Source organism: Gardnerella sp. DNF01144, assembly GCF_049244245.1.
GTDB lineage: Bacteria > Actinomycetota > Actinomycetes > Actinomycetales > Bifidobacteriaceae > Bifidobacterium > Bifidobacterium piotii.
In genome coordinates this window covers 770381-793402 of the sequence record NZ_CP058390.1, presented here as the reverse complement: position 1 = coordinate 793402, position 23022 = coordinate 770381, and the positions used below count along the sequence as shown (strand labels likewise).

The following is a 23022-nucleotide window of genomic DNA, read 5'->3' as shown; positions in this document are numbered from 1 at the left end:
AAGTAAAAACCACAAATGTGGTTAAAGGCTAAATTGGCTAAATATGATTAGCTAAAATTATGTTTATTGCTCTGCAAGCGTTCCAACGTTTCCAGGCGCATGCGTTCCAGCAGATAATTGATCGAATAATTCAATGTTTTTAGCATCGTCTAACAAAACGGCTGATCCAACTGAATACACCCAATAATCTGGATTAGTCCAATAGACTGTGCCTGTTACGCCGTCTTTTCCTGTTGCTTCCTTAAAAGCAAGACCCATGTTCAGCAGTGTTCCAGGATTCGAGTTTTCGTCTAATATTGCAGAATCAAGCGATGCCTTTGCAAAACCTTTTACTTTCGAGAAGTTTGTAAGCGTGCTGCTAGATAAAGCTTTTTTCATTATTGCGCTAATTACCATTCTCTGTCTTGCAGCTCTTCCAAAATCAGATTGAGGATCCGCATATCTCATTCTAGAAAATGCTAATGCAACGTTTCCGTCTACACTGTGGCATCCTGCAGTCCAATTAAGCCCGCTGTAGGCATCGCTAACTGTGCGATCGTAGCATAAGTCTATTGTTCCAAGCGAGTTTACAACGTTTGTAAGTCCTGCGAATTTTATTTCTGCAACGTGGTCTATTTTGTGGCCAGTAATTTTTTCAACGGTTTTTGTTAGTGCTCTATTTCCAAGATCTTGTGCAACTGTGTTAATCTTCATTTGCTGACCATTTACAGAAACTAGCGAGTCTCTTGGAATGGATATTAAGGAGCTGTGCCCACTTACTGGTTTTGTTAAAACAAGAATCGTATCTGTTCTAAAACCAGTTATTTCTTTTGCTTCTTCGCCTTCTCGCTGATCCGATCCCAGGATTAGCCAAGTTGTTTCTTGAGTATCTGGAGTATCCGTTAACCAATTATCTCGCTTAATTTGAGAGTCAACCCAGTTCCAAGATAAAACGCCGCATGCTCCTACAAGAATCAATATTGTTACTAAAAGCAGGGATAAGTACTTTAGTAAGCGATGTTTTTTTCTAAAAGCAAGAGCTCCAACAGAAGAATTACTTGCTATTGGTCTAACTTCGTTTTGACTAAAGTTTTGGATTCTTTTTGGAGTAAAACTAGATGCACTCGCATTATTTTGACTCAAACGCTGACTTTGTTCGGGGTAGTATTGCGAGCCGTAGTCTTGTGCTCTGTGATTTTGTGCGCGATAATTTTGCGAATTTTGGCTTACTTTTCTAGGCTTTGGCTCAAACGACGGTGCACGCTGAACAGTCTCTTGCTTGTTTAATTCGCTGTTTTTATGCGCGTTATTGTGTGCATTTTTAGGCGGAAAGCTCGGTATTGAATTCGCGTTTTTATTGTGTTTATTCGATGGAGTAAAGCTAGGTGGATTATTTTGATTCCCCAAAGCGTCTTCTGGACGTTGCTGGCTCATTTATCCTCCCTAAGCCATACATTTGCAATATTGATGGCGTCTATATGTATGCATAATTATTAGTGAAAACTACCAATGGCATTATAAAGCAACGTAGTTATAAACGATTTAACAACGTGCTTTTTGTAGTGTATTATTTTCCTTTTGGAACAGCGCATATTGTATTATTTAGGTATTTATCTGCAATTCCCATGTAGTGACCAGTTTGTGGGTTTCTTATTGTTCCGTCTTCTGGGTTAACGATTCCGCCGCTATTTGGATCAATAAGTCTGCCTAAGCTGTCTTTTGCTAATCCAGTTTTTGGATCCACGCGCCCAATTTTAACTGCATTTGGATCTGCATAGGAATTAGAGGAATTAAGGCTATTCTCGCCAGAATTTGTAGACTCCTCAGAGTCGTTAGAATCTGCACTAGAAGTATCGGAGTTTTCTTTAGAATCAGACTTTTTACTGCTCTTTGAGTTCTTTTTTGAAGACTTTTTACTTTTACTTGGTTTTTCGCCTAAATCTTTAGTTAACGGCTTATCTTCTTGCATTAAATCCCAAACGTCTTGCGCACTTTCGTCTAAAATAACACGATTTTCATCGTATGGGTCGGTTGCAATCGGTATTGTTTGTGCGTAAATGTGCGAAGGCTTTAGATTACGAAGGCTTGCAGCTAAACCAACCAGTGTTGTAGGGTTTGCAAGACCCTGGCTCATATTAAGTGACTTTAGAGCTGATTTTGCAAGTTGATAAAGTTGGCCCGACTGTGTTAGAAGATTCTTAGATAGCGCTTGATGAATAAGTTGCTTAAGAAGATATTGCTGGCGCGTTGTTCGCATAATATCGCTTCCGTCGCTTGCGCTGTCGTGCCTCATTCTTGCATATTGTGTTGCTTGCACGCCATCAAGGTGTTGGAGTCCGCGCTTTAGATTAACGCCCGTGTAGTAATCCCTAGTGTTTACAGGAATGCACAGGGTTACTCCGCCAATCGCATTAATCATATCGCTTAAACCGCTAAAGTCTGCAACAATAAAATCTGTTATGTTTAAGCCAGTAATCTCGTTTACTGTTGCAAGCGTACATGATGCTGCACTTGCTAAGTCGCCTCCCTTAGCGTATCCAAGTGCGAAAATCGAGTTAAACATAACTTTACGTCTAGCTGGAATTCTGCCTTTAGACGTATTGCACGATGCGGCTTTAACCATTGAATCTCTTGGAATTGAAACAATGTTTATATAAGACCTATCTGCGCTGATTTGAACAATCATTGCTGTGTCTGATTGATGATTTTCGTCTTCTCCGCCGCCCTGAAAAGCGCGATTCTTACCTTCTCGAGTATCTTGACCAAGAACAAGAATATTAATAGTTTTACCAGCATTAGGGTCTATTGACTGAATCTGTTTGGTGCTTGTTGAGATGGTTTTTATAACGCGCGAACTAATAGTAGAAGAAAAGTCAAGCCATACGGATGCGATTATTGTAGTTAAAAAGACTAGAACGGCAATAATTGCCATGCAAATGATTTTACGAGTATTATTAAGCGTTTGACTATTGAGAGTATGGTGTGGTGCAGATGAGTCCCAATAGTTAGTTTGGTACCGACGGTCTTGATTATACCGAGAGGCTGCCATGCTTCCTTCTTTCGTAAATGCACATATAAATCACCATTATAGTGTATTCTATTGAGATTTTAACATGCATAATACATACCCCTTGCGTAAACTGTTATGTATGGATTCAATAACCGCTGAAACTTGCACTTTTGAAAACGATGTTTTACAAGTCTTTTCTGCTATGAATAGAATAAAGCCTCGCGAGGTTGATTCTTCTATTGTTTCAATAATGAGCGTTGAGCAAGATACGCGGTTTTACGAAGAAACTTTGCAAGCGGTTATAAATCAAAGTGTTCTTCCTGGAACTATTGTTGTAGCTGATTGTGCTAGTAGAACACAAAAAGAGCTAGTAAAGTCTTTTAACGTTCAAATAGAGCCAACTCAATTATCGGGATTAATTTCTAGTGCAGATTTTTCCAACGGAAATCAAGCTTTTAGTAATGCGTATGGCAATGCGGACAGTGGCAATAATGCTGAATCCTACAAACAATATAAGCAAGTAAAAGTTGTTATTCTTCCTATTAAGTCTGCAAAATCATTTGGAGATGCTGTAGAAAAGTCTTTAAGAAAACTTTTGCCATTGCAAGGCGTTAAGTCGCTGTGGCTTTTGCACGACGATTCAAAACCTTGCGATTCAAAATGCTTGGAAGCTTTAAGAGAGACTTGGCGAAACACTCCAACAGCTTGCGTGCTTGGTGCAAAACAAGTTGATTGGCAAGGAAAAATTCTTCACAACGTTGGCATGTATGCGTGGAAGCATAAAGTGCATTCGCTTAGTGTAGAAGGCGAGCCAGATCAAGAGCAATACGATTTTAGGGGAGACGTCTATTCTGTTTCTCTTGCAGGCGCTTTAGTTTCGCTTAGCACTTGGCAAACAATGCGAGGAACTCAGCCTTGGCTTACCACTTTTGAAGAGTCTAACGATTTTTGTAGGCGAGTCGTTTTAAGCGGTGGGCGAGTTGTTGTTGTACCACAAGCCAGAATCGCGCATAGAAGAGCGCGTTTTGACGGTCTTCGCACTAGGAGTGGCGAAGAGCGCGATGCAGAAAAAACCAATGTTTGCTACGGCTTAGCTTATTCGATTATGGCAAAGCAAAGATACATGTATACAGATGTTAGCGTTATTATGTGGCCTCTTATTTGGCTTTGCTCTGTTCCAATGTCAATAATCCGAGCACTGCAATCTTTGTTTGCTAAGCAGCCGTATGTTGCGTTTATGCGTCTTATGCTTCCTTGGATTGCGTTAGCACAATTACCTCGCGCTATTTTTGCAAGAAGACGAGTGTCTAGAGTTTCAAAAGTTTCCTTAAAACGACTCACTTCTCTTATAGCAAGTCGTAGTCAAATTACGCGTTGGAAAGACAAAACTATTGCTTTTAAGACTCAAAAAAAGGGTGTTATTTTAAGTCCGCTTGCAAGAAAACACTTGCATAGAAGAGTTTTGTTTAGGTGGAGCGCAGCAATTTGTGCATCTCTTCTTGTTTTTGCAACCGTAATACTTCTTTACGGAGCGCCAATTAATAAGATTCTTTCTGGATCTTCGCTTTATTCAAGCCAGCTTCTTTCTACTGGAACAAGTTTTAGCGATTTATTTAATGCTGCGATTGGAGCATACATTCCAGACGACGGTTTTGCGTCTCCTCTTCCTCCATCTCCGCTTCTTATGATTTGGATGCTAGCTTCCATTGTGTTTGGTGGTAACACGCTAGCTGCAATAAACGCCATATTTTTCCTTGCAGCTCCTGCAATGCTACTAAGTTTTTGGGCGCTCGCAGGCGTGTTTACTAGATCAGACATTGTGCGAGTGTGCTCTGGTCTTTGTTGGACAATGATTGCGATGGCTTTTGGCGTTTTTGCTAGAGGCGATTTGCCAATGATTCTAACAATGGTATTTTTGCCAGCTGCATTTGCGTTCGCTTTCCACGCTGTAGGAATGTATGTTACAGAAGACCCTGTTGTTCCAGTTGCGTCAATCCAAAGCGCAGCTTGCGCATCTTTGTGCTTTATGGTTCCGCTTGCTGCAAGTCCTCAGCTTTTGCTGCCAATGTTTGTTATTTTTGTTGCATCGATTATTATGGTGCGCTCGCATCGTTTTATGCTTGCGCTAATGCCTGTTCCATCTGTTTTGGTTCTTTTGCCAACGCTTGGTAGCGTTGTGCGTTATTTTGGAACTGGAATGTGGCGTCAAATTTTTGCTAGTATGGCTTTGCTTTCTCAAAAAATAAATGGTGCTCCTAGAGCTAGCAGTTATATAGACGTTTTGCTTCGAGCGTTTAACATTGATTTGAATCATTTTTCTTCGGGTTCAATGTTAATTTTGCAACTTCGCGGAATAATCATGATTGTGTTCGCAGCCTTAGCTGTACTAATGGCTTTGTGTGCGCTTGCTCTTCCGTTTGCTTTAAGAGCTTCAAGAATGATGTGGGTTGTAATAGTTAGCGGAATGGTGCTTTCTTTAGTTGCTTGCCGCGTTGTTGTTGCATCCGATTTTGACGGTCCTATTAGTGCAAGTGTTCTTCCAGGCGTAAGCTTGAGCGCTCTTGGTGTTCTTGCATGCATGTGCATGGTTGCAGGAAAAGCAGTTCGTAGATTTGAGCCTTTGCGAAAATCTAATTCTGCTAATCAAGACAATAATCCAGACGATTACACTACGCGAGTTTCTAAGCGTGCAGCTATGAATCGTTCTGCTAAAGCAATGATGAAAAAGCTTATTCATCTTGCAAGAGGAATTTTAGCTTTTGGAATTTTTGCAGTTGCTGCTTTGCTTGGATTATTTGCGATTATTAGCGGACCTGTAACATCAGTTTACGCAAGCGATAGTGGCCTGCCAATGGTTGTTTCGGACTACTTGAATAAGAATAGTGCAAATCGCGTTCTTGCGATTAAAGCTGTGAATAGTCGTGAGTTGAATATTTCGCTTATGCGTACCGCTCGTGGCGATTTAGTTGACTTATCTCCATCTTTGCAAGTTAGAGATGTTTTATATGGGCATTCTCCTAGCACGAATACGCTTTATTACGCGGCTTCTAAGCTCCTTTCTCACGCAAGCGATGAGTCGATTGTAACCTTAAAGCAGCTTGGTATTGGCGGAATTTACATTGTTAATGATTCTAAAGCCAAAAACGATTTAGCGGCTAATAATTCAATGATTAGCTTAGAAGGAGACGCAAATAAAGACGCAACAGAAAAGTTGATTGCAAACGTAAACGCTTCGGAAGGAACTCAGCTTGTTGTTTCATCTAGTCATGGAACGTATTGCAGATTCGACGATGTAGCAGACATGTCTTCTTCTAAAACTTCGATTTATAGCCATTCGCGTCCACTTTCTTGGAGAATTCCGTGGATTGTTGTTTTTGCTTTAGTGCTGCTATTGTATTGCCTGGTTGCTTTGCCTCGTTTTAACAGCAATAACGTAATAGAGCGTGAATAATTAGGATGATTAGTTAGAAGCTATGATTGATTAGACGGATAAATGGCAGGTAGATTAATGAAGTCAAATACGAATTCTAAAAATAGTCATCGTCATGCACAAGATGCTGCTTCAATTAGCGCTTCTGTTCGTTTTAGAAGATTCAAACTGTGGTCTTTGTCTATTTTAAGCGCTGCAATACTTGTTTCTTGCGCCGTTGTTGCGTCTTGCGTATGCCCACTAAAACAGCTAACAGACGACCCGATTTCTCCCATTGGAAGCGTAGAAAAGCGTGTTAGTTCTACAAATTTGCAAACAGTTTGCCCTAGCAGAATAGCTTTACCAGATTCAGCAAAATATGGCGATAGCGAGTTTCAAGAATCCGAAGGAGACTTAAAGTCAATATCCAGATATGCGTCTTTTGGCAACGTTTATAAGTCCACTTTTAACGGCGTAAAATATGCTGGAGATTCTAAAGATTTAGTTAACAAATCTTTTAACAATCCTCCTAGTTCTTCTAGTGATCCTAGTGATTCAAGCGAAAGCCAAGATAGAGCCTATTTTGCAGAAAGTAATGTAGATAAAGACGCTCAAGTTTTGGAAAGTAGTCTTTTAAGTGCGCAATCTGGAACCGGGTCTGCTGCATCTGTTGCGTCTTGGGCTACAAACGGCGACTTAAAAGGATTATCTGCCACTTCTTGCGTATCTCCTTCAATGCGCCAAAACTTTATTATTCCAAGAATAGCGGAAGGTGTTTCTGTAAGATTAAACTCTGTTAATCTTTCGTCTAAGCCTACAGTTGTAAGCGTTAAAGCATGGTCAACTAATAAATCGGGAGCGCAGCTAAATCTTTCTACAGGAAGCACTTTTACTGTTCCAGCACATAGTGACGCTTACTTTAACATTTCTGCAGCTGCATCAAAGTCGGATGGCCTTTATATTCAAGTTTTAAGCGAGCAAGCTCCAGTTTCGTCGTTTGTTAAGTTTATTAGTTCATCTGGTCTTGTTTCTAAAGGCGTGGATATTATTTCTCCGCAAGAATCAGCATCTTTAGAGCCTGTTTTGCCAGGAGTTAGTGAAGGTGACCAAGCCAAAGCTTATATTTGGTCTAATAAAAGCGGAAAAGTCGATTTGTATTGGCTCGATGATTCTGGAAAAAAGGGCATAAAGCAAGTAGATTTTAGTGCAAGACAGATTCAAGTTGTTGATTTACCAGAAGTACCTAAGGGCGTTGGGGCGATTTTTGCGCAAAGTAACGTTCCGATTTTTGCTATGGCTTCTGTTGAAAAAAGTGGCAAAGATGGTCAAAGCGATATTGCTTTTGTTAATGCTGTTCACTCTATTACAAATAGTGCGCTTGTTTCTCCATTTTCTGCAGACGAAACTTCGCTGCATATTGCAAACGGATCTGTTGATAATGCCAATGTAAAGCTTAGTGCTTACGATTCTTCTGGCTTAAAAGTTGCGTCTAAGACTATTGAAGTTAAGTCTTATACTGTTTCAACGATTTTAGCGAAAGATATTAATCTTAAAGCTGTTATGTATACTCTTAAGTCTAAATCTGGAGTTTCGTTTGCGTCTAGGATTCAATCAAAAGCAATAAACGATGCTGGTTTTGCAGGCGTTGCATGGATTCCTTCTAAGTCGCTTGACCCTAACAGTATAAGTGTTAAAGTTCGCTCAAATCCTTCGATTGTAAAGTAGACTTAGGGCTTTTAGGCTGTTATTTACAATCCCCAATCTGGGTCGATTTCTTCTGGTCTTCTTCCGTACAATTCTGCTAAACGTTGCACTATTTCGTCTCTAATCGCGTATTGAAGCTCAGCTCTGCTAGTAACGTGTGTGCATAGTGGAAGTCTGTACAAAACTATTCTTTGTGGTATTCCTTTAGATGCAGGAAAAGCTTGAGACATTATTCTTTTATTACTTTCCCACAAAACTGGCTGGCTTGGAGGAACATCTTCTACAGCAAATTGAACGTCTTTTATAAGATTTGACCAAGCACTGTTAAGTCTTCTAATTTGAGCTGCCACCATTGAATCGAACATTCCGCTGGCTGTTCTGTATCTAGGAAGTCGCGTGCCAAACATTGGCGCACGCATGCCGCGTCCGTGGCGGTTTCTGTATCTTTTTTGTTCCCATACTAAAGACGTCATACACCTAACTTTATTTGTATGCTAGGGCATTTGATTAATGTGCAAACACAAAACGGTGTAGTAAATATGTTGATAATATGGAATACTTGAATTGCATAGTTTGTACAGGAGGAAATCGTTGGAGCCAAATATTCATGAGTACAATGAGCAGGGGCTTTGTGAGCGTCTTGCTTTGTGTTCACTTATTGGTTTTGACTTAGACAACACTCTTGCATGCTCTAAAAAACCTATGACTAGCCCAATGTGCAAGGTTTTTGGAGATTTAATCAATAAAATTCCTGTTGCTTTAATTACGGGCGGAGACTTGCGATTAGTCAAAAGCCAAGTTTTAAGCGTTTTGCCTGCTTCTACGAATCTAGACAATTTTCACATTATGCCAACTAATGGAACAAGCTATTATCGAATTGTTGATGGCAGTCTTAAATGCGTGTATTCTCACACGATTTCCGTAAAAGACGCAAATCGCATTATTTGCGTTGTTAAAGATTGCGCTAAAAAAATGGGATTGCTAAAAAGCGTTGGAGACAAAGATCTTTGGGGTAGTCAAATAGAAAATCGTGGTACTCAAATCACTTTTTCTGCACTAGGTCAGCTTGCTCCAATCGAACTTAAAAAGGATTGGGATCCTAGCGGCAAGCTAAAGGAGCAGCTAGCTGAACAAATTTCTGCATATTTGCCCGACTTTTCTGTGCGAGCTGGCGGAGAGACAAGTGTTGATATTGTTTGCAAAGGAAACGATAAAGCATATGCTCTTGATTCTCTTTGTAAGATTTGCGACATTTCGCTAAAATCTGTTGCTTTTGTGGGAGATCGCATGTACAAAGGCGGTAACGATTACCCAACTTCTTTAACAGGAGCGCTTGCGATTTGCGTAAAAAATCCTAATAACACTTTTGAATTGTGCTCTAAGCTATTAGAAAGTCTTAACTAAAGTTTTAAGTAAATACTTAACTAAAGTTTTAAGTAAAAAGCCTTTAACCACATTGCTCTAATTTTATTGCCATTTGTTTTTAGCATTGCTATCGTCTTTTTATGATTTACAAAAACCTTAACGAAAGCAAGCAAAATCGGCTTATTTTCAACGTTTCTTGGGTAAATTTGCTTAAGACCATTCTTAATCTTGCTTTTCCAATTTCTTGTGCTGGCTGCTCAATGGCAGATTGCGTGCTTTGCAACGAATGCAAATCAAAGTTTAGTAAATGGCATAGAGACCCGTTTAGTGGCGTATTTTGCAAAAACATCTATTCTTGTGCAACATACGGATGGGCTGTAAGAAGGTGTATTTTGCAATGGAAAGATCATGGAAACCAACTTTTAGATAAGCCTTTTTCTAACTTGCTTTTTAGCTTGATTATTAGTGTTGTTGGAAACTCAAACAAAGTGGCCATTATTCCAGTTCCTTCGTCTTTTGCGTCTAAAAGAAAGCGCGGCAGAAGTCATATGGATCCAATAGCTAAAAATGTTGTTAAAAGTCTTAAAAAACAAGGCATTGATGCTACTTTTGTTAAAGCAATTAAAATGATTAATGTAAGGGGAAAGTCCGTTCAACTAAGGGGGAGTAGGCAAAGGTCTTTGCGCACGTCTAAAGGTTTATTGGTGGATGCAAGTGGCATTAAAAACGGGTACAAAGTGATTATTATAGACGACATTATTACTACGGGGTCTACGCTAAAAAACTGTGTTAAAGAGCTAAATAAAAGCGGTGTTGCTGTTTTTGCGTGTTTTGCGCTGGCTGGAGTGTGGTCTAAAGAAAGCGTTTTATACTCTTAGATTTGCGTGTTTAAGGATTTTGCGTGTTTAGCTTGTATGTTTAAGCTCTTAAAACTCGCGCAATCTTTCTATTCGCTATATGTAAGCGGCAATGTTATCTCAAAATTAACTCCGCGCTTATCGTCTACAACTCTAACGTTTCCGTGATGAAGTAGCGCGGCCCATCTTGCAATCGAAAGTCCTAATCCGGTTCCGCCAGACTCTGTTCCCATTCCTTGATTTCCCTTAACAAATCTGCGGAAAATGTCTGCTCGATTTTCTTCAGGAATTTGCGTTCCAAAATTAATAACATTGCAAACTAAAATATTTTTTTCGTGATTCGACTTAGCGCTTATAAGAATCTTTGTGTTGTCTGCAGAATGCTTGATTGCGTTAGATACTACGTTTGTAAACAATTGAGATAGGCGATTTTTGTCTCCAACAAGCATAATGTTGTTTTCAATATTAAGACTTATGCTGTGATTGTGACCCGCGTCTGCGATTTTTACTGTTTCTACAATGTTGTTAATAAAGTCTTTAAAGTCAAAGCTTGTAATAACAAGGCTCTCTGCGCCTGCTTCTACTCTAGATAAGTCAAGAAGAAAAGTGATTAAATCAGCTAATTTATGTGTTTGATTTACGATTGCTTCCATATTTGATGGCGTTGGCTCCACAACTCCATCTGCAAGGTTTTCCACCATTGCTTGCAAAGCGCTAACAGGCGTTCTAAGCTCGTGGCTAACGTTTGCTATAAGGTCTCGGCGCATATTGTCTGCGTGCTCTAGTTCTTCTGCCATCTCGTTAAAAGCAAGAGTGAGCTTTCCAACTTCGTCTTTTCTGCTTTCGATCTGAACACGTACAGAATAGTCGCCATCTGCCATAGTCTCTGCAGCATCGCGCATTTGTCTAAGTGGGGAAGTTAATCCTCTAGAAAATGCGTATGTTATTCCTAATGCAACTGCAAGAGTTAGTGGCATTGCAATCCAACCACTTAATCCAACTTTTAGTAAAAACCATGCCATAACAAATGCTATAGCTGTTGCAAAAACAATAATCGCAGACAATTCGCCTTTTAATGACGTAAAAAATCCTATTGCGCTTTTAGGATGAGGCAGTGGATTCTTTAGAGTGTTCTTCATCGAATTTTTTAATGAACTCTTTAGTAGATTGCTATTTTTTATGTTCTTATGATCTTTGCTATTTTTGAGAATCAAATTCTGGCTCATAATCTTCTTTAGGTGGCTCAAAAGCGTAGCCTACTCCATGTATTGTGCGAATCCAATCAGATCCAATCTTATGTCTTAAAGATTTAACGTGGGAATCAACTGTGCGCGTTCCCGAAGCATCTGGCCAATCCCAGACTTTTTCTAAAAGCGTTTCTCTTTTTAACACTTCGTGAGGGTGATTTGCAAAAGTCGTAAGTAAAGAAAACTCTGTAGGCGTAAAGTGGATTGCTTTTTCGCCAATCGTAACAAGTCTCTGCTTTGTGTCAATAATCAAGTTTCCAAACTTAATTAAAGTGTTGTATTGTTCTCTTTTTGCTATTATTGCAGCGCGCTCAACTCTTCTTAAAAGCGCACCGCATCTTGCAATAAGCTCTCTAGGGGAGAATGGCTTTGTAACGTAGTCGTCTGCTCCTGCGCTTAGTCCAGCTAGTTTATCTGCTTCTGAGTCTCTTGCTGTAAGCATAAGAACAGGAATCGGGCATTTAGATACTATTCTTCGCGTTGCTTCTATGCCATCCATAACAGGAAGCATAATATCCATGATTATAAGGTCTGGTTTTAAGCTTAACGCTGCTTTAACTGCAGACACTCCATCGCAAACAACTCTAGCTTTCCAACCTCTAGCAGCAATTCTTTGCGCTATAGCTGTAGCTAAATCTGGCTCGTCTTCTACAACAAGAATTGTTCGAGGAGCACTTGTTTGCAATGGAGTGTCCAACATTTTACCTAGTTTAGATTCCTTTTTAGCTATTTAATCATTACCTTAATCTAGTGGCTTAAGGAATACAGCTCCAAGTGCTGGAACAGTAATCCTTGCAGAATATGGCCTAGAATGATACTCCTCTGCGGCAGCAGTAAATGTGCCGTTGTGAATATCGGATCCGCAATACTTAGCGTCGTCTGTAGTAAGAATCTCTTGCCACTTTCCACCCTTAGGCAATGCCACTTGGTAATCTTGCCATGCTTGACCAGAGAAGTTAACAACAACAACGATTTCTTCGCCGTTGTCTCCGATTCGCATGTAGCTTAATGTATTGTGGTCGGAATCGTCGCTAGTAAGCCACTGGAATCCGTCTGGTGTAAAGTCTTGGCTCCAGAACGCCCTAGAGCTCTTATACAAAGCATTAAGATCTGCAACCAGCTTTTGAACTCCTTGATGGAATGGCCATTGAAGCTCGTGCCAATTAAGCGAATTGTTGAAGTTCCATTCGCAAGACTGGCCGATTTCTCCACCCATAAACAGAAGATTCTTTCCTGGGTGAGACCATTGATACGCCAAGAGCGCTCGAAGGCCAGCAAACTGTTGCCATTCGTCTCCAGGCATCTTTCCAAGAAGAGATCCCTTGCCATACACAACTTCGTCGTGGCTAAGTGGCAACACGTAATGCTCGGAATACGCGTAAACCATAGAGAACGTGATTTCGTTGTGATGCCAACGGCGATTAATCGGCTCTTCTTTAAGGTATTGCAAAGTGTCGTGCATCCAGCCCATGTTCCACTTTAAGCCAAAGCCTAAGCCACCCATGTCTGTAGGAGCAGTAACGCCTTGGTATGCAGTGGACTCTTCTGCAATCATCATAATTCCAGGATTATTCTTGTATGCAGTAGCGTTTGCTTCCTTAATAAAGTCAATAGCTTCAAGGTTTTCGCGTCCGCCATACATGTTTGGACGCCATTGGCCAGCTTCGCGGCTGTAATCCAAGTAGAGCATAGAAGACACGGCATCTACTCGCAAAGCGTCAACGTGATACTCGCTAAGCCAGAAGCACGCGTTAGCAACCAAGAAGTTGCGAACCTCGTGTCTGCCAAAGTTAAATATGTACGTTCCCCAATCTGGGTGCTCGCCGCGAAGTGGATCTGGGTCTTCGTAAAGCGCAGTGCCGTCGAATCTGCCCAAAGCAAAGTCATCCTTAGGGAAGTGTGCTGGAACCCAATCCATAATCACACCAATTCCAGCCTTGTGGAGCTTGTTTACCAAGTACTTAAAGTCGTCTGGGCTTCCAAGCCTTGAGTCAACAGCATAATAACCGGTAACTTGATATCCCCAAGATCCCGAGAATGGGTATTGTGTAAGAGGCATAAACTCAACGTGAGTAAAGCCTTCTTGCTGAACGTAGTCAACTAAGTGGTTTGCAAGCTCGCGATAATTGTCGTAATCGCGATTCCAGCTATTTGCTTGAACTTCGTAGATGCTAACAGGTCCATCATGCGCATTCGTCTTTGCGCGATGCTCAAGCCACTCGCTATCGTGCCACTTAAAGTCGGAGTCAACAACAACAGAACCAGTGTTAGGTGGAACTTCGTGCGAGCGCTCCATTGGGTCTGCCTTCATAATCCAGTTTCCAGCTTGAGTCATAATCTCAAACTTGTAAACCTCGCCTGCGCCTACTCCTGGAATAAAAAGCTCCCAAATGCCACTAGAGCCAAGCGAACGCATTGCATGACGGCGGCCATTCCAATAGTTAAAGTTGCCAACAACTCTTACAGCGCGAGCGTTTGGAGCCCACACAGTAAAGGATGTTCCAGTAACTTTTTTAACCATTTTGCCTGTTTCTGGGCTTACAAGACCCCAAGAATCAGTAATGCTTTTAACATGAGCACCTAGTGCTTCCCAAAGTCTTTCGTGCCTGCCTTCGCCAAACAGGTACATGTCCATGTCGCCGATTTGAGGCAAGTGGCGGTACGGATCGTCGTCTACAGACTCTGTGCCGTCTACTTCTACGGTACGAATGCGGTAGCTAGGAACAGACCATTCTTTGCTTTTAGCGTGTTTGGTTGCAGGAATAGTGGCAACAAAAATGCCATTGTATTCGTGCTGAGCTTCGTATTCGCCGCTCTTAGTGAGAATTGTTACTTTCTTGGCCATTGGTCGTAAAACGCGAACCGTGGCAGTACCAGCGCCATTGCCAGTTCCGAGATGTCCACCAAGGACCTCGTGAGGATTGTAATATTCTGCATTGCTCACCGCAGCAAGCACGTCTTGACGAACGGCAACTGCGATTGCATCTTCATTGATGTTAGATACTGTACTCATGTTGTCTATCATACAACATTATTTGCGTATGTCTTGTGTGTTTTGAGCAAAGTTTGACTAATAAGTCAAAAAAATAATTTAGAAGCGTTCAAGTCTTTGCCTTATGGGAAACTGAAATGAGTTTTTCTGTGCATACGGAGGGTTCTGTGGGTTATCAAGTCGGCGATATGGTCGTCTATCCTCGTCATGGTGCGGCTAGAGTCGAGGAAATTAGTGAACGTACTGTTAAGGGTGTTACTAGGCAATATTTGCGCTTAGTCGTATTGTCTTCAGATGGTTTAGAAATTAACGTTCCTGTAGATAATGTTAAAAAAGTTGGCGTTCGAGACATTGTTGGCGCCAAAGAAGTTGCTAAAGTTTTTGAGATTTTGCGTACGCCAATCATTGAAAAAGAAATGAATTGGTCTAGAAGATACAAGCTTAACGTTGAGAAAATTGCTACGGGTGATGTTAATAAGATTGCGGAAGTTGTTCGCGATTTGTCGCAGCGAGACGTTGATGAACACGGACTTTCTGCTGGAGAAAAGCGCATGCTTGCGCGCGCTCGCAGTATTCTTATATCGGAAATCGCATTATCGGAAAAGATTGACGAGGCTCAAGCAGAGCGTTTGCTTAACGTGAATCTTGGTTATGCTAATCCTTTGCCTGGAGACGAGGAACACCATACTCATGCTCCAGAAGAAGCAGCTGCAGATACTCTTAGATTGCTTGCGGAAAAGTCTAAAAAAGCTAAGAAGAAGTAAGTCTATTTTTATTAGCTTAAATTTTATTAGCTTAAATTTGCTACGTAGGAGCGCATTGTGTGCAAACCGCCGAAAGTGATTTCGATTGTAGGACCAACAGCATCTGGCAAAACGAGTCTTGGTATTGCGATTGCAAAGAAATTTGCTGAACGTGGTGTAAAAGCGGAAATTATTAACGCAGACGCATATCAAATGTACCGTTATATGGATATTGGTACAGCAAAAGCCACTAAAGAAGAGCAAAGCGCGGTTAAGCATCATTTAATAGACATTATTGATCCTCAAGAATCTATGAGCGTTGCAAAGTTTCAAACGCTTGCGCGCCAATGCATACGCGATTTGCAAGAAAAAGGTATTCGCCCGATTCTTGTTGGAGGATCTGGTCTATATGCTCGCGCTGCCGTAGACGATATAACTTTTCCTGGCACAAATCCTGATGTTCGCAAAGCTTTGGAAGAGCGCGAAAAATCGCAAGGAGCAATGGCGCTTTTTGAAGAATTACAAAGGCTAGATCCAGTGGCTGCTAAAAATATGGATCCAAGAAATTCGCGCAGAACAATTCGCGCGCTAGAAGTTATTGAGCTAACAGGTAAGCCGTATTCTGCAACTTTGCCAAAATACAAGTATTTGATTGATTGCGTGCAAATCGGATTGGACTTAAGTAGAGAAGATTTAGATGCACGAGTGGATCTTCGCACAAAAATGATGCGCGAGCAGGGTTTTGTAAACGAAGTTAAAGAGATTCGCTCAAAGCTTGGTGTTACTGCTATAAGGGCTTTGGGATACAAGCAAATAATGGACTATTTAGACGGTTTGTGTAGTGAAGACGAAGCATTTGACGATATTGCGCAAAAAACTAGGCGACTTGCGCGCAAGCAAATGGGCTGGTTTGGAAGAGACTCGCGTATTCATTGGATTAATGCTTTGAAATCAAGCGTTGTTGACGATGCTATGGAAATAATCGACGCGGCGGATAATGGCAATTTCAAAGATGATTTGATTGCTGAATCAACTTCTCATCATCTTGGCGAATTGTAAAGTGAATATTAAAAGTGAATAGCAAAAATGAATATCAAATAGGAGATTTTTGTGCATAATCATTTAGAAAATTCGAGCGCGAATGATGCTTCTGTTAAAGACGCTATTAGCGCAAGTCACGCGCATCAGCATAAGCTTTCGCTAACACTAGCGTTAACGTCAATTGTGTTTTTGGCAGAAGTAATCGGATCTATTTTAACTAATTCGATTTCTTTGCTGATTGATGCTGGTCATATGCTAACGGATATTTCCGTTTTAGCTGCATCTACGGTTACTGCGATTTTAATGCGCAAAAAGCCTAATGCAAAGCGCACTTGGGGGTGGGCAAGGCTAGAAGTGATTACTGCTGCAGCTGGAGCTCTTGTGCTTCTTTTTGTAGGCGTTTATGCGATTGTGGAGTCGGGGATGCGTCTTTTTGGCGCAAGTCATAATGAAATTCACAGTGTAAATCAGCTGCTTTTCTTTGGTGTTCTAGGTCTTCTTGCAAATATTGCTTCGCTTATAATTCTTGTTTCTCAATCTAAAGACAATATGAATATGCGAGCAGCGTTTTTGGAAGTTATGAACGATGCTTTAGGCTCTGTAGCAGTAGTTGTTTCTGCATTAGTTATGATAGCTACAAATTGGAGCGGTTTCGACGCTGTAGCTGGCGGAATTATAGCAATTTTGATGATTCCTAGAGCGTTGCACTTGCTTAAAAATGCTGTAAAAGTTTTGCTTGAGCAAACTCCAGAAGGATTGGATATAGAAAAAGTTCGTGACCATCTTGAACATGTTCCGCACGTTCTTGCTGTTCACGATTTGCACGCAAGCACAGTTTCTACAGGAATGCCTATTTTTATGGCGCATGTTGTTGTTGAGCGCGATTTGACGATGGGGCAGTGTGCGGATATTTTGAGCCAGCTTCAAGATTGTTTGCGTGATCATTTTCCAGTTTCTGTTTCGCATACAACGTTCCAGTTGGAGCCAGAGGGATATACTACTCAAAGTTCGTCGGAGCATCACGAGTAGTTTTTCGCGCAGTTTTGTTGAGTAGCCTTGTATTGTAACAGTTACGTGTGTTGTAAATACATGTAAATGTAAATACGTATAAAGTAGAGTGATATTATGCCGTTAAAAGAGTTAATAGACAACGCGCATAGCGATCGCGTTAAGCGCATTTGTGCAATAAGTCGCGCAAAATCGCGAGGGGATGGGCGCTTTTTAGTTGAAGGCCCGCAAAGCGTTAGGGAAGCTGTAAGGTACGCGCGTAAATCGATTTTAGACATTTATGTTTTGCAAGATGCTGTTAATAGTGGCAGTAATCGTAGTTATAGTGGCGCCACCAGTGGCGGACCTATAGAAGTAATAGCTAAAATCGTTGACGAATCATTAAAAAATAATTGCTATGTTCATCCTGCAACAGCAGAAGTTATGCGCAAAATCAGCACGGATTGCCAGGGGATTGTTGCACTTTGCGATTCTAAGGTTTTAGACGAAGAATTTAGTAAAGAATTTAATAAGATTAGTGAGGCTAATAAATCTGGGCTAGAGAGCGGCGATGATACTAAATCTTGCAAAAACAAAAACATATTAATTGCATCTTGTTGGCAAGTAAGAGACCCAGGCAACGCTGGCGCGATTATTCGCGTTGCAGACGTAGCTGGATGCAATGCTGTTGTTTTTGTTGACGATTGCGTAAGTCGATTTAACTCAAAGCTTGTTCGCTCTAGTGCAGGATCGTTATTCCACTTGCCAGTAGTAAAAATGAGCGAAAACGAATGGTTTGATTGGGCAAAAAATGCAAAGATTAAAGTGATTGCTGCTGATATTTATGGAACGGAAAATAAAAAGCCAAAGTCGTTTGCGCGTGTTTTAGATTCGTTTAGAAATGAGTCTAATATCGCCGATAATATCACCTCTAATAATGCCTCTAATGTCGCAATATTATTTGGAAACGAAGCCAGAGGATTGCCGCAAGAAGTCTTAAATAAAGTAGACGAAATATCGGTAATACCAATCTACGGAAAAGCGGAATCAATGAACTTAGCAACCAGTGCAGCGGTAATGCTAATGGGCTTGGCTATGTCTAGTCATGAGCGAAAAATGGGGATTTGAGACGTTTTTTGAATGCTTCACAAAAGTACGCATACACGGATAGGAAGGGTGCTGTGGCAAAGAGTCAGCCATTTGACGCAAAGTCAATTACAAAGGTAGTAAAAGAGGGCATTGCTTGTGTTCAAGCCGCTAAAACAATGGAAGATCTAAAAGCGGCAAAAACTAAGTATGCTGGCGCTCAGTCTGCAATGACACTTGCTAGCAAAGCTATTGGAAGTCTTCCAGTAGAAGAAAAGAAAGAAGCCGGCAAAGTAATGTCTGCTTTGCGTGCTGATTTTGGTAGGGAATTTGCGGCGGCTCAAGAGCGTATTAAAGCTCAAGAAGAAGCAAATATGCTTCAAAAAGAAACAGTCGATATGACTTTGCCAATAAATCGTAAGCCGCTTGGCGCTCGCCATCCGATTGCGCGTATTATTGAAGATTTTGAAGACTTTTTTGTGTCTATGGGTTGGCAGATTTCTGCAGGTCCAGAAGTTGAAACAGAGTGGTTCGACTTTGATGCATTGAACTTTGGCCCAGATCATCCTGCTCGCCAAATGCAAGATACTTTCTACGTGCAGGGAAATCAGGCAAAGGATGCTGCAGGATTTGTTGGATCTAACATGGTTTTGCGTACGCAAACTTCCTCCGACCAGGTTCGCGCGTTAATTGAGCGAGGCGTTCCTCTGTACATTGCATCCCCAGGCCGCGTGTTCCGCACGGATGAGCTTGATGCAACGCATACGCCAGTCTTCCATCAATGCGAAGCTTTGGCTGTAGATAAGCACCTAAGCATGGCAGATTTAAAGGGTGTTCTTGATCGCCTTGCTGTTGCAATGTTTGGCCCAGATGCAAAAAGCCGTTTGCGCCCAAGCTACTTCCCGTTCACGGAGCCTAGCGCGGAGTTGGATCTTTGGTTCCCAGATAAAAAGGGTGGCCCAGGTTGGATTGAATGGGGCGGTTGCGGAATGGTTAACCCGAACGTTCTTAAGTCTGCAGGCTTAGACCCAGATGTTTATACGGGATTTGCTTTCGGTGTTGGTTTGGAGCGCACTTTGCTGCTTCGTCACGATATTAACGATATGCACGATTTAGTTGAAGGCGATAAGCGCTTCGCAGAACAGTTTGTGATGGGAGAGTAACTCATGCCAATGGTAGATATTGACTGGCTTAAAGATCATGTTGAAGTGCCAGAAGGTTTGACTTATGATCAGCTTGCTAAAGATTTGGTGCGAGTTGGCTTAGAAGAAGAAGAGATTCACGATTCTCAAGTTACAGGTCCTATTGTTGTAGGCTACGTTGTTGATGCTACTCCAGAGCCGCAAAAAAACGGCAAGGTTATTAATTGGTGCCATGTTGATGTTGGAGATAAATACAACGAGGTAGACGAAAATGGCAATAAAGTTCCTCGTGGAATTATTTGCGGCGCTCCGAATATGGCTGCTGGAGAAAAGGTTGTTGTAACTCTTCCTGGCGCTGTTTTGCCTGGCGATTTTAAGATTGAGCCTCGCAAAACTTACGGCCACATTTCTAATGGAATGTGCGCGTCCGAGCGCGAGCTTGGTTTGGGAGATAGTCACGATGGCATTATTTTGCTTCGCGAATATGGATTCTCTAAAGCAGAATATGAGGCGTTAAAGCCTGGAGATGACGCAATGTCGCTTCTTCACTTAAACAAGCCTTTGCTAGAGATTAACATCACTCCTGATCGCGGATACGCGTTCTCGTACAGGGGTGTTGCGCGCGAATATCACCATTCAACTGGTGCTGCATACACGGATCCTGTGGTGGAACTTAATAATAAGACAAGTCAAGTTTCTGTTGAAAACGCGTCTACAGATATTGAAGTTAGCATTGAAGATACAAACCCTATTCATGGCGTTGTTGGATGCGATCGATACTACGCGCGTGTAGTTCGCAACTTTAATCCACAAGCTGCAAGCCCTAATTGGATGCGTAGGCGTTTAACTCGCGCTGGAATGCGTGGAATATCTCTTGCAGTAGACGTTACAAATTACGTAATGCTCGACTTAGGTCAGCCTCTTCACGCTTATGATTTAGATAAGATTGAAGGCCCTATTGTTGTTCGCCGCGCTAAAGCTGGAGAGCATTTAACAACTTTAGATGGCAAAGATAGAGAGCTTAACGTTGAGGACTTGCTTATTTGCGATTCTCCAAAGGGAAATCACGGTTCGCGTGTTCTTGGACTTGCTGGCGTAATGGGCGGAATGTATGGAGAAGTGACGAGCGAAACAAAGAATATTCTTGTTGAAGCTGCACACTTTGATCCCGTTTCTATTGCGCGTACAGCTCGTAGACACAAGCTTCCAACCGAGGCTTCTCGCCGCTTTGAGCGCGGAGTAGATACTCAGCTTCAGCCTGCAGCTGCGCAAATGGCTGTTACAATGCTTAGCGAGTTTGGTTCTGGAGAGCCTTCTAATACGCCTACAGACGTAAACAATACTGTTGATAGAAACGTTATTGTTTTCAAAGCTAGCGAGGTAGAGCGCGTTTCTGGCTTAAGCATTGATTTGAACCGCATTAGCGATATTCTTACGGATATTGGTTGCTCGGTTGCTGGCGGCGGAAATGGTTCGTTCTCTGTTTTGCCTCCAACTTGGCGCCCAGACTTGAATGATCCATGCGATTTGGTTGAAGAAATCGCGCGCTTGGTTGGCTACGATGAGATTCCTGTTAAGGTTCCAGCTGTTCCTGTTACTGGCAAAACTGGTTTAACGCAGGAACAAGCAACTCGTAGAGCTATTGCTTATGAGCTTGCAGAAATGGGCTTGGTTGAATCTTTGAGCTACCCATTTGTTGGTAAGGAAGATTTTGATGCTTTCCGCGAAGACGTTGATTCTGTTGCTAAAGTTAGCGTAAAAATCGCAAATCCTTTGGCTGGCGATCGTCCTTGGCTTCGCAGGAATGTTCTTACCACTTTAGCTGGAACGGTTCGCAGAAATATTCGCCGCGGTTTGAGCAATGTTTCGCTTTATGAGCTTGGCCACGTGTATTTTGCAGATCCTAATGCTCCTGCAATTCCTGCTTTGCCTGGATCAGTTCGTCCTACGGATGCTCAACTTGCAGCTTTGGATGCTGGTTTGCCTAAGCAGCCTTTGCATGTTGCAGCGCTTTTTACTGGCAAAGCAGAAGAAACTGGTTGGCTTGGTACGCATCGAGACGTTGATTACAGCGATGCTCTAGAAGCTGTTCAGCGTTTAGGAAAGCGCATTGGCGTTGATTTTAAGATTTGTCAGCTTAGTGCGAACGATGCTCCTGCTTCTTGGCATCCAGGAAGAAGTGCAAAAGTGTTTGTTGCTGTTGATGGTGGCGACGATGTGGAAATTGGCATTGTTGGAGAGCTTCACCCTAGCGTGAATGAGAATTTGGACTTGCCAAAGCATTCTGCAGCATTCGAGCTTGATTTGAGCGCATTGTTTGACGCAATGCAAGTTAAGCCTGTTCAAGCAAAGCCTGTTTCTACATTCCCACCTGTTAAGCAGGACTTTGCGTTTGTTGTTCCTTCTTCTTTGAGCGCTAGCGACTTAGAGAAAGCCATTGTTAAAGCTTCTGGCGATTTGCTGGAGTCTGTAGAGTTGTTCGATGTTTATGAAGGCGAGCAGCTTTCAGATGGTTTGCGGTCTCTTGCTTATTCGGTAACGTTTAGAGCTGCAGATCGTACGCTTTCTGGAGAAGAAATGGAAGCTGTTCGAGATGCAATTACAAGAGCGGCTAAAGATTTGCATGCAACTTTGCGCGTGTAAAATCGCAAGTTAGCGTTTTTAATTAATGCGGCTGAATAACTATTCTTTAGTTGTTTGGCCGCATTTTTATTGTGATTTTTATTGTGATTTTATTCAGTATATTCGTTATATCCAATATGCAAATATTAGTAAAGATTAATAAATATTAGTGAATGTTGGCCATTATTGCTAAATATACGTAAAGTTATGCATATATACATGTATATTAGATTGGAATAGTTTTTTAGAAAGGTTTGCCAGCTATGGTTCACGCAAAGAAGAATTTTGGGAATTTTGATGATAATGACTCTGCTGGCAAGCAACGTCCTGCAACTAAGGCTGCGCGATTAAACGCGATTGAGCAGGCGCTTTTAAGCGAGGTTATTACTTCTCAATCGCAGCTTGCTGCTGTTTTGGCTCGTAATGGTTTTGATGTTACTCAAGCAACTTTGAGTCGCGATTTAGACGAGATAAATGCTGTTAAAATTCGTCTTACAGATGGCAGAATTGCGTACGTCTTGGGGGATGGCACTGGCAACCGTCACGCAATGGATACGGTTAGGATTGATCAGCAAGTTGCAAGAACTCTTTCTGGTCTTATTACAGAAGTTGGATTTGCTAATAATATTGTTGTGATTCACACTCCTTCGGGCGCTGCTCAATATGTTGCTAGTGTTATTGATAGACAGCCGTTAAAGGGGATTTTAGGTTCGGTTGCTGGCGATGACACAGTGCTTATGGTTTGTGTTTCTAACGAAGAAGCGGAAAATCGTGCAAATTGGATGCTTTCTGTTGCTTCTAGGTAGTTGAAAATCTGTAGCAAAGCGGCGCGCAAAGA

General features: G+C 41.7%; 17 protein-coding genes. 11 read left to right on the top strand and 6 right to left on the bottom strand.

What is annotated here, in order from left to right:
- Nucleotides 1-63: 63 nt before the first annotated feature.
- Nucleotides 64-1413 carry an LCP family protein gene (locus HXT36_RS03170; RefSeq protein WP_421778542.1) on the bottom strand — a complete coding sequence of 450 codons (1350 nt, stop codon included), beginning with the start codon at nt 1411-1413 and terminating at the stop codon, nt 64-66.
- A gap of 133 nt (nt 1414-1546) precedes the next feature.
- A complete protein-coding gene (locus HXT36_RS03165) occupies nt 1547-2911 on the bottom strand; it encodes an LCP family protein (protein WP_421778541.1) in 1365 nt (454 codons plus the stop codon).
- Nucleotides 2912-3128: 217 nt separating this feature from the next.
- On the opposite strand from HXT36_RS03165, the gene HXT36_RS03160 reads away from it, so the two are divergent.
- Both HXT36_RS03160 and HXT36_RS03155 read left to right on the top strand, forming a co-directional pair.
- A complete protein-coding gene (locus tag HXT36_RS03160; RefSeq protein WP_421778540.1) occupies nt 3129-6440 on the top strand; it encodes a glycosyltransferase family 2 protein in 3312 nt (1103 codons plus the stop codon).
- A gap of 57 nt (nt 6441-6497) precedes the next feature.
- On the top strand, nt 6498-8123 hold the full coding sequence (locus HXT36_RS03155) for a DUF5719 family protein (protein WP_421779233.1): 1626 nt from the start codon (nt 6498-6500) through the stop codon (nt 8121-8123).
- A 23-nt stretch (nt 8124-8146) separates the two neighbouring features.
- Here the strand turns inward: HXT36_RS03155 and HXT36_RS03150 are convergent, their stop codons facing one another.
- Nucleotides 8147-8575 (bottom strand): metallopeptidase family protein, encoded by a 429-nt coding sequence (locus HXT36_RS03150; protein ID WP_004131993.1) that lies wholly within the window; start codon nt 8573-8575, stop codon nt 8147-8149.
- A gap of 118 nt (nt 8576-8693) precedes the next feature.
- On the opposite strand from HXT36_RS03150, the gene HXT36_RS03145 reads away from it, so the two are divergent.
- Both HXT36_RS03145 and HXT36_RS03140 read left to right on the top strand, forming a co-directional pair.
- Nucleotides 8694-9506, top strand: a complete 813-nt coding sequence (locus tag HXT36_RS03145; RefSeq protein ID WP_421778539.1) for an HAD-IIB family hydrolase — start codon at nt 8694-8696, stop codon at nt 9504-9506.
- A 101-nt stretch (nt 9507-9607) separates the two neighbouring features.
- Nucleotides 9608-10345 carry a ComF family protein gene (locus tag HXT36_RS03140; protein ID WP_421778538.1) on the top strand — a complete coding sequence of 246 codons (738 nt, stop codon included), beginning with the start codon at nt 9608-9610 and terminating at the stop codon, nt 10343-10345.
- A gap of 68 nt (nt 10346-10413) precedes the next feature.
- Here the strand turns inward: HXT36_RS03140 and HXT36_RS03135 are convergent, their stop codons facing one another.
- The 3 genes from HXT36_RS03135 to glgB are packed head-to-tail and all read right to left on the bottom strand — an operon-like array spanning nt 10414 to nt 14584.
- Nucleotides 10414-11463, bottom strand: a complete 1050-nt coding sequence (locus HXT36_RS03135; protein WP_421779232.1) for a sensor histidine kinase — start codon at nt 11461-11463, stop codon at nt 10414-10416.
- A 58-nt stretch (nt 11464-11521) separates the two neighbouring features.
- Nucleotides 11522-12271 (bottom strand): response regulator transcription factor, encoded by a 750-nt coding sequence (locus HXT36_RS03130; protein WP_016636277.1) that lies wholly within the window; start codon nt 12269-12271, stop codon nt 11522-11524.
- A 42-nt stretch (nt 12272-12313) separates the two neighbouring features.
- Entirely contained in the window at nt 12314-14584 is a 2271-nt protein-coding gene (gene glgB, locus HXT36_RS03125) for a 1,4-alpha-glucan branching protein GlgB (protein ID WP_421778537.1), read from the bottom strand.
- Between the two features lie 146 nt (nt 14585-14730).
- Between glgB and HXT36_RS03120 the strand changes: the two genes are divergently transcribed.
- From HXT36_RS03120 to HXT36_RS03090, 7 genes are all read left to right on the top strand, one after another.
- Nucleotides 14731-15327: a CarD family transcriptional regulator gene (locus HXT36_RS03120; RefSeq protein ID WP_346284357.1), complete on the top strand. Its 597-nt coding sequence runs from the start codon at nt 14731-14733 to the stop codon at nt 15325-15327.
- A 57-nt stretch (nt 15328-15384) separates the two neighbouring features.
- Nucleotides 15385-16365 (top strand): tRNA (adenosine(37)-N6)-dimethylallyltransferase MiaA, encoded by a 981-nt coding sequence (miaA, locus tag HXT36_RS03115; RefSeq protein ID WP_421778536.1) that lies wholly within the window; start codon nt 15385-15387, stop codon nt 16363-16365.
- Between the two features lie 51 nt (nt 16366-16416).
- Nucleotides 16417-17376: a cation diffusion facilitator family transporter gene (locus HXT36_RS03110; protein WP_421778535.1), complete on the top strand. Its 960-nt coding sequence runs from the start codon at nt 16417-16419 to the stop codon at nt 17374-17376.
- Nucleotides 17377-17472: 96 nt separating this feature from the next.
- Nucleotides 17473-18462 (top strand): TrmH family RNA methyltransferase, encoded by a 990-nt coding sequence (locus HXT36_RS03105; protein WP_421778534.1) that lies wholly within the window; start codon nt 17473-17475, stop codon nt 18460-18462.
- 53 nt (nt 18463-18515) lie between these two features.
- Complete coding sequence (pheS, locus tag HXT36_RS03100; protein ID WP_032815474.1) at nt 18516-19583, top strand: phenylalanine--tRNA ligase subunit alpha; 1068 nt, start codon at nt 18516-18518, stop codon at nt 19581-19583.
- Between the two features lie 3 nt (nt 19584-19586).
- Complete coding sequence (pheT, locus tag HXT36_RS03095) at nt 19587-22205, top strand: phenylalanine--tRNA ligase subunit beta (RefSeq protein WP_421778533.1); 2619 nt, start codon at nt 19587-19589, stop codon at nt 22203-22205.
- 242 nt (nt 22206-22447) lie between these two features.
- Nucleotides 22448-22990: an arginine repressor gene (locus HXT36_RS03090; RefSeq protein WP_016797133.1), complete on the top strand. Its 543-nt coding sequence runs from the start codon at nt 22448-22450 to the stop codon at nt 22988-22990.
- The last annotated feature ends 32 nt before the right edge of the window (nt 22991-23022 follow it).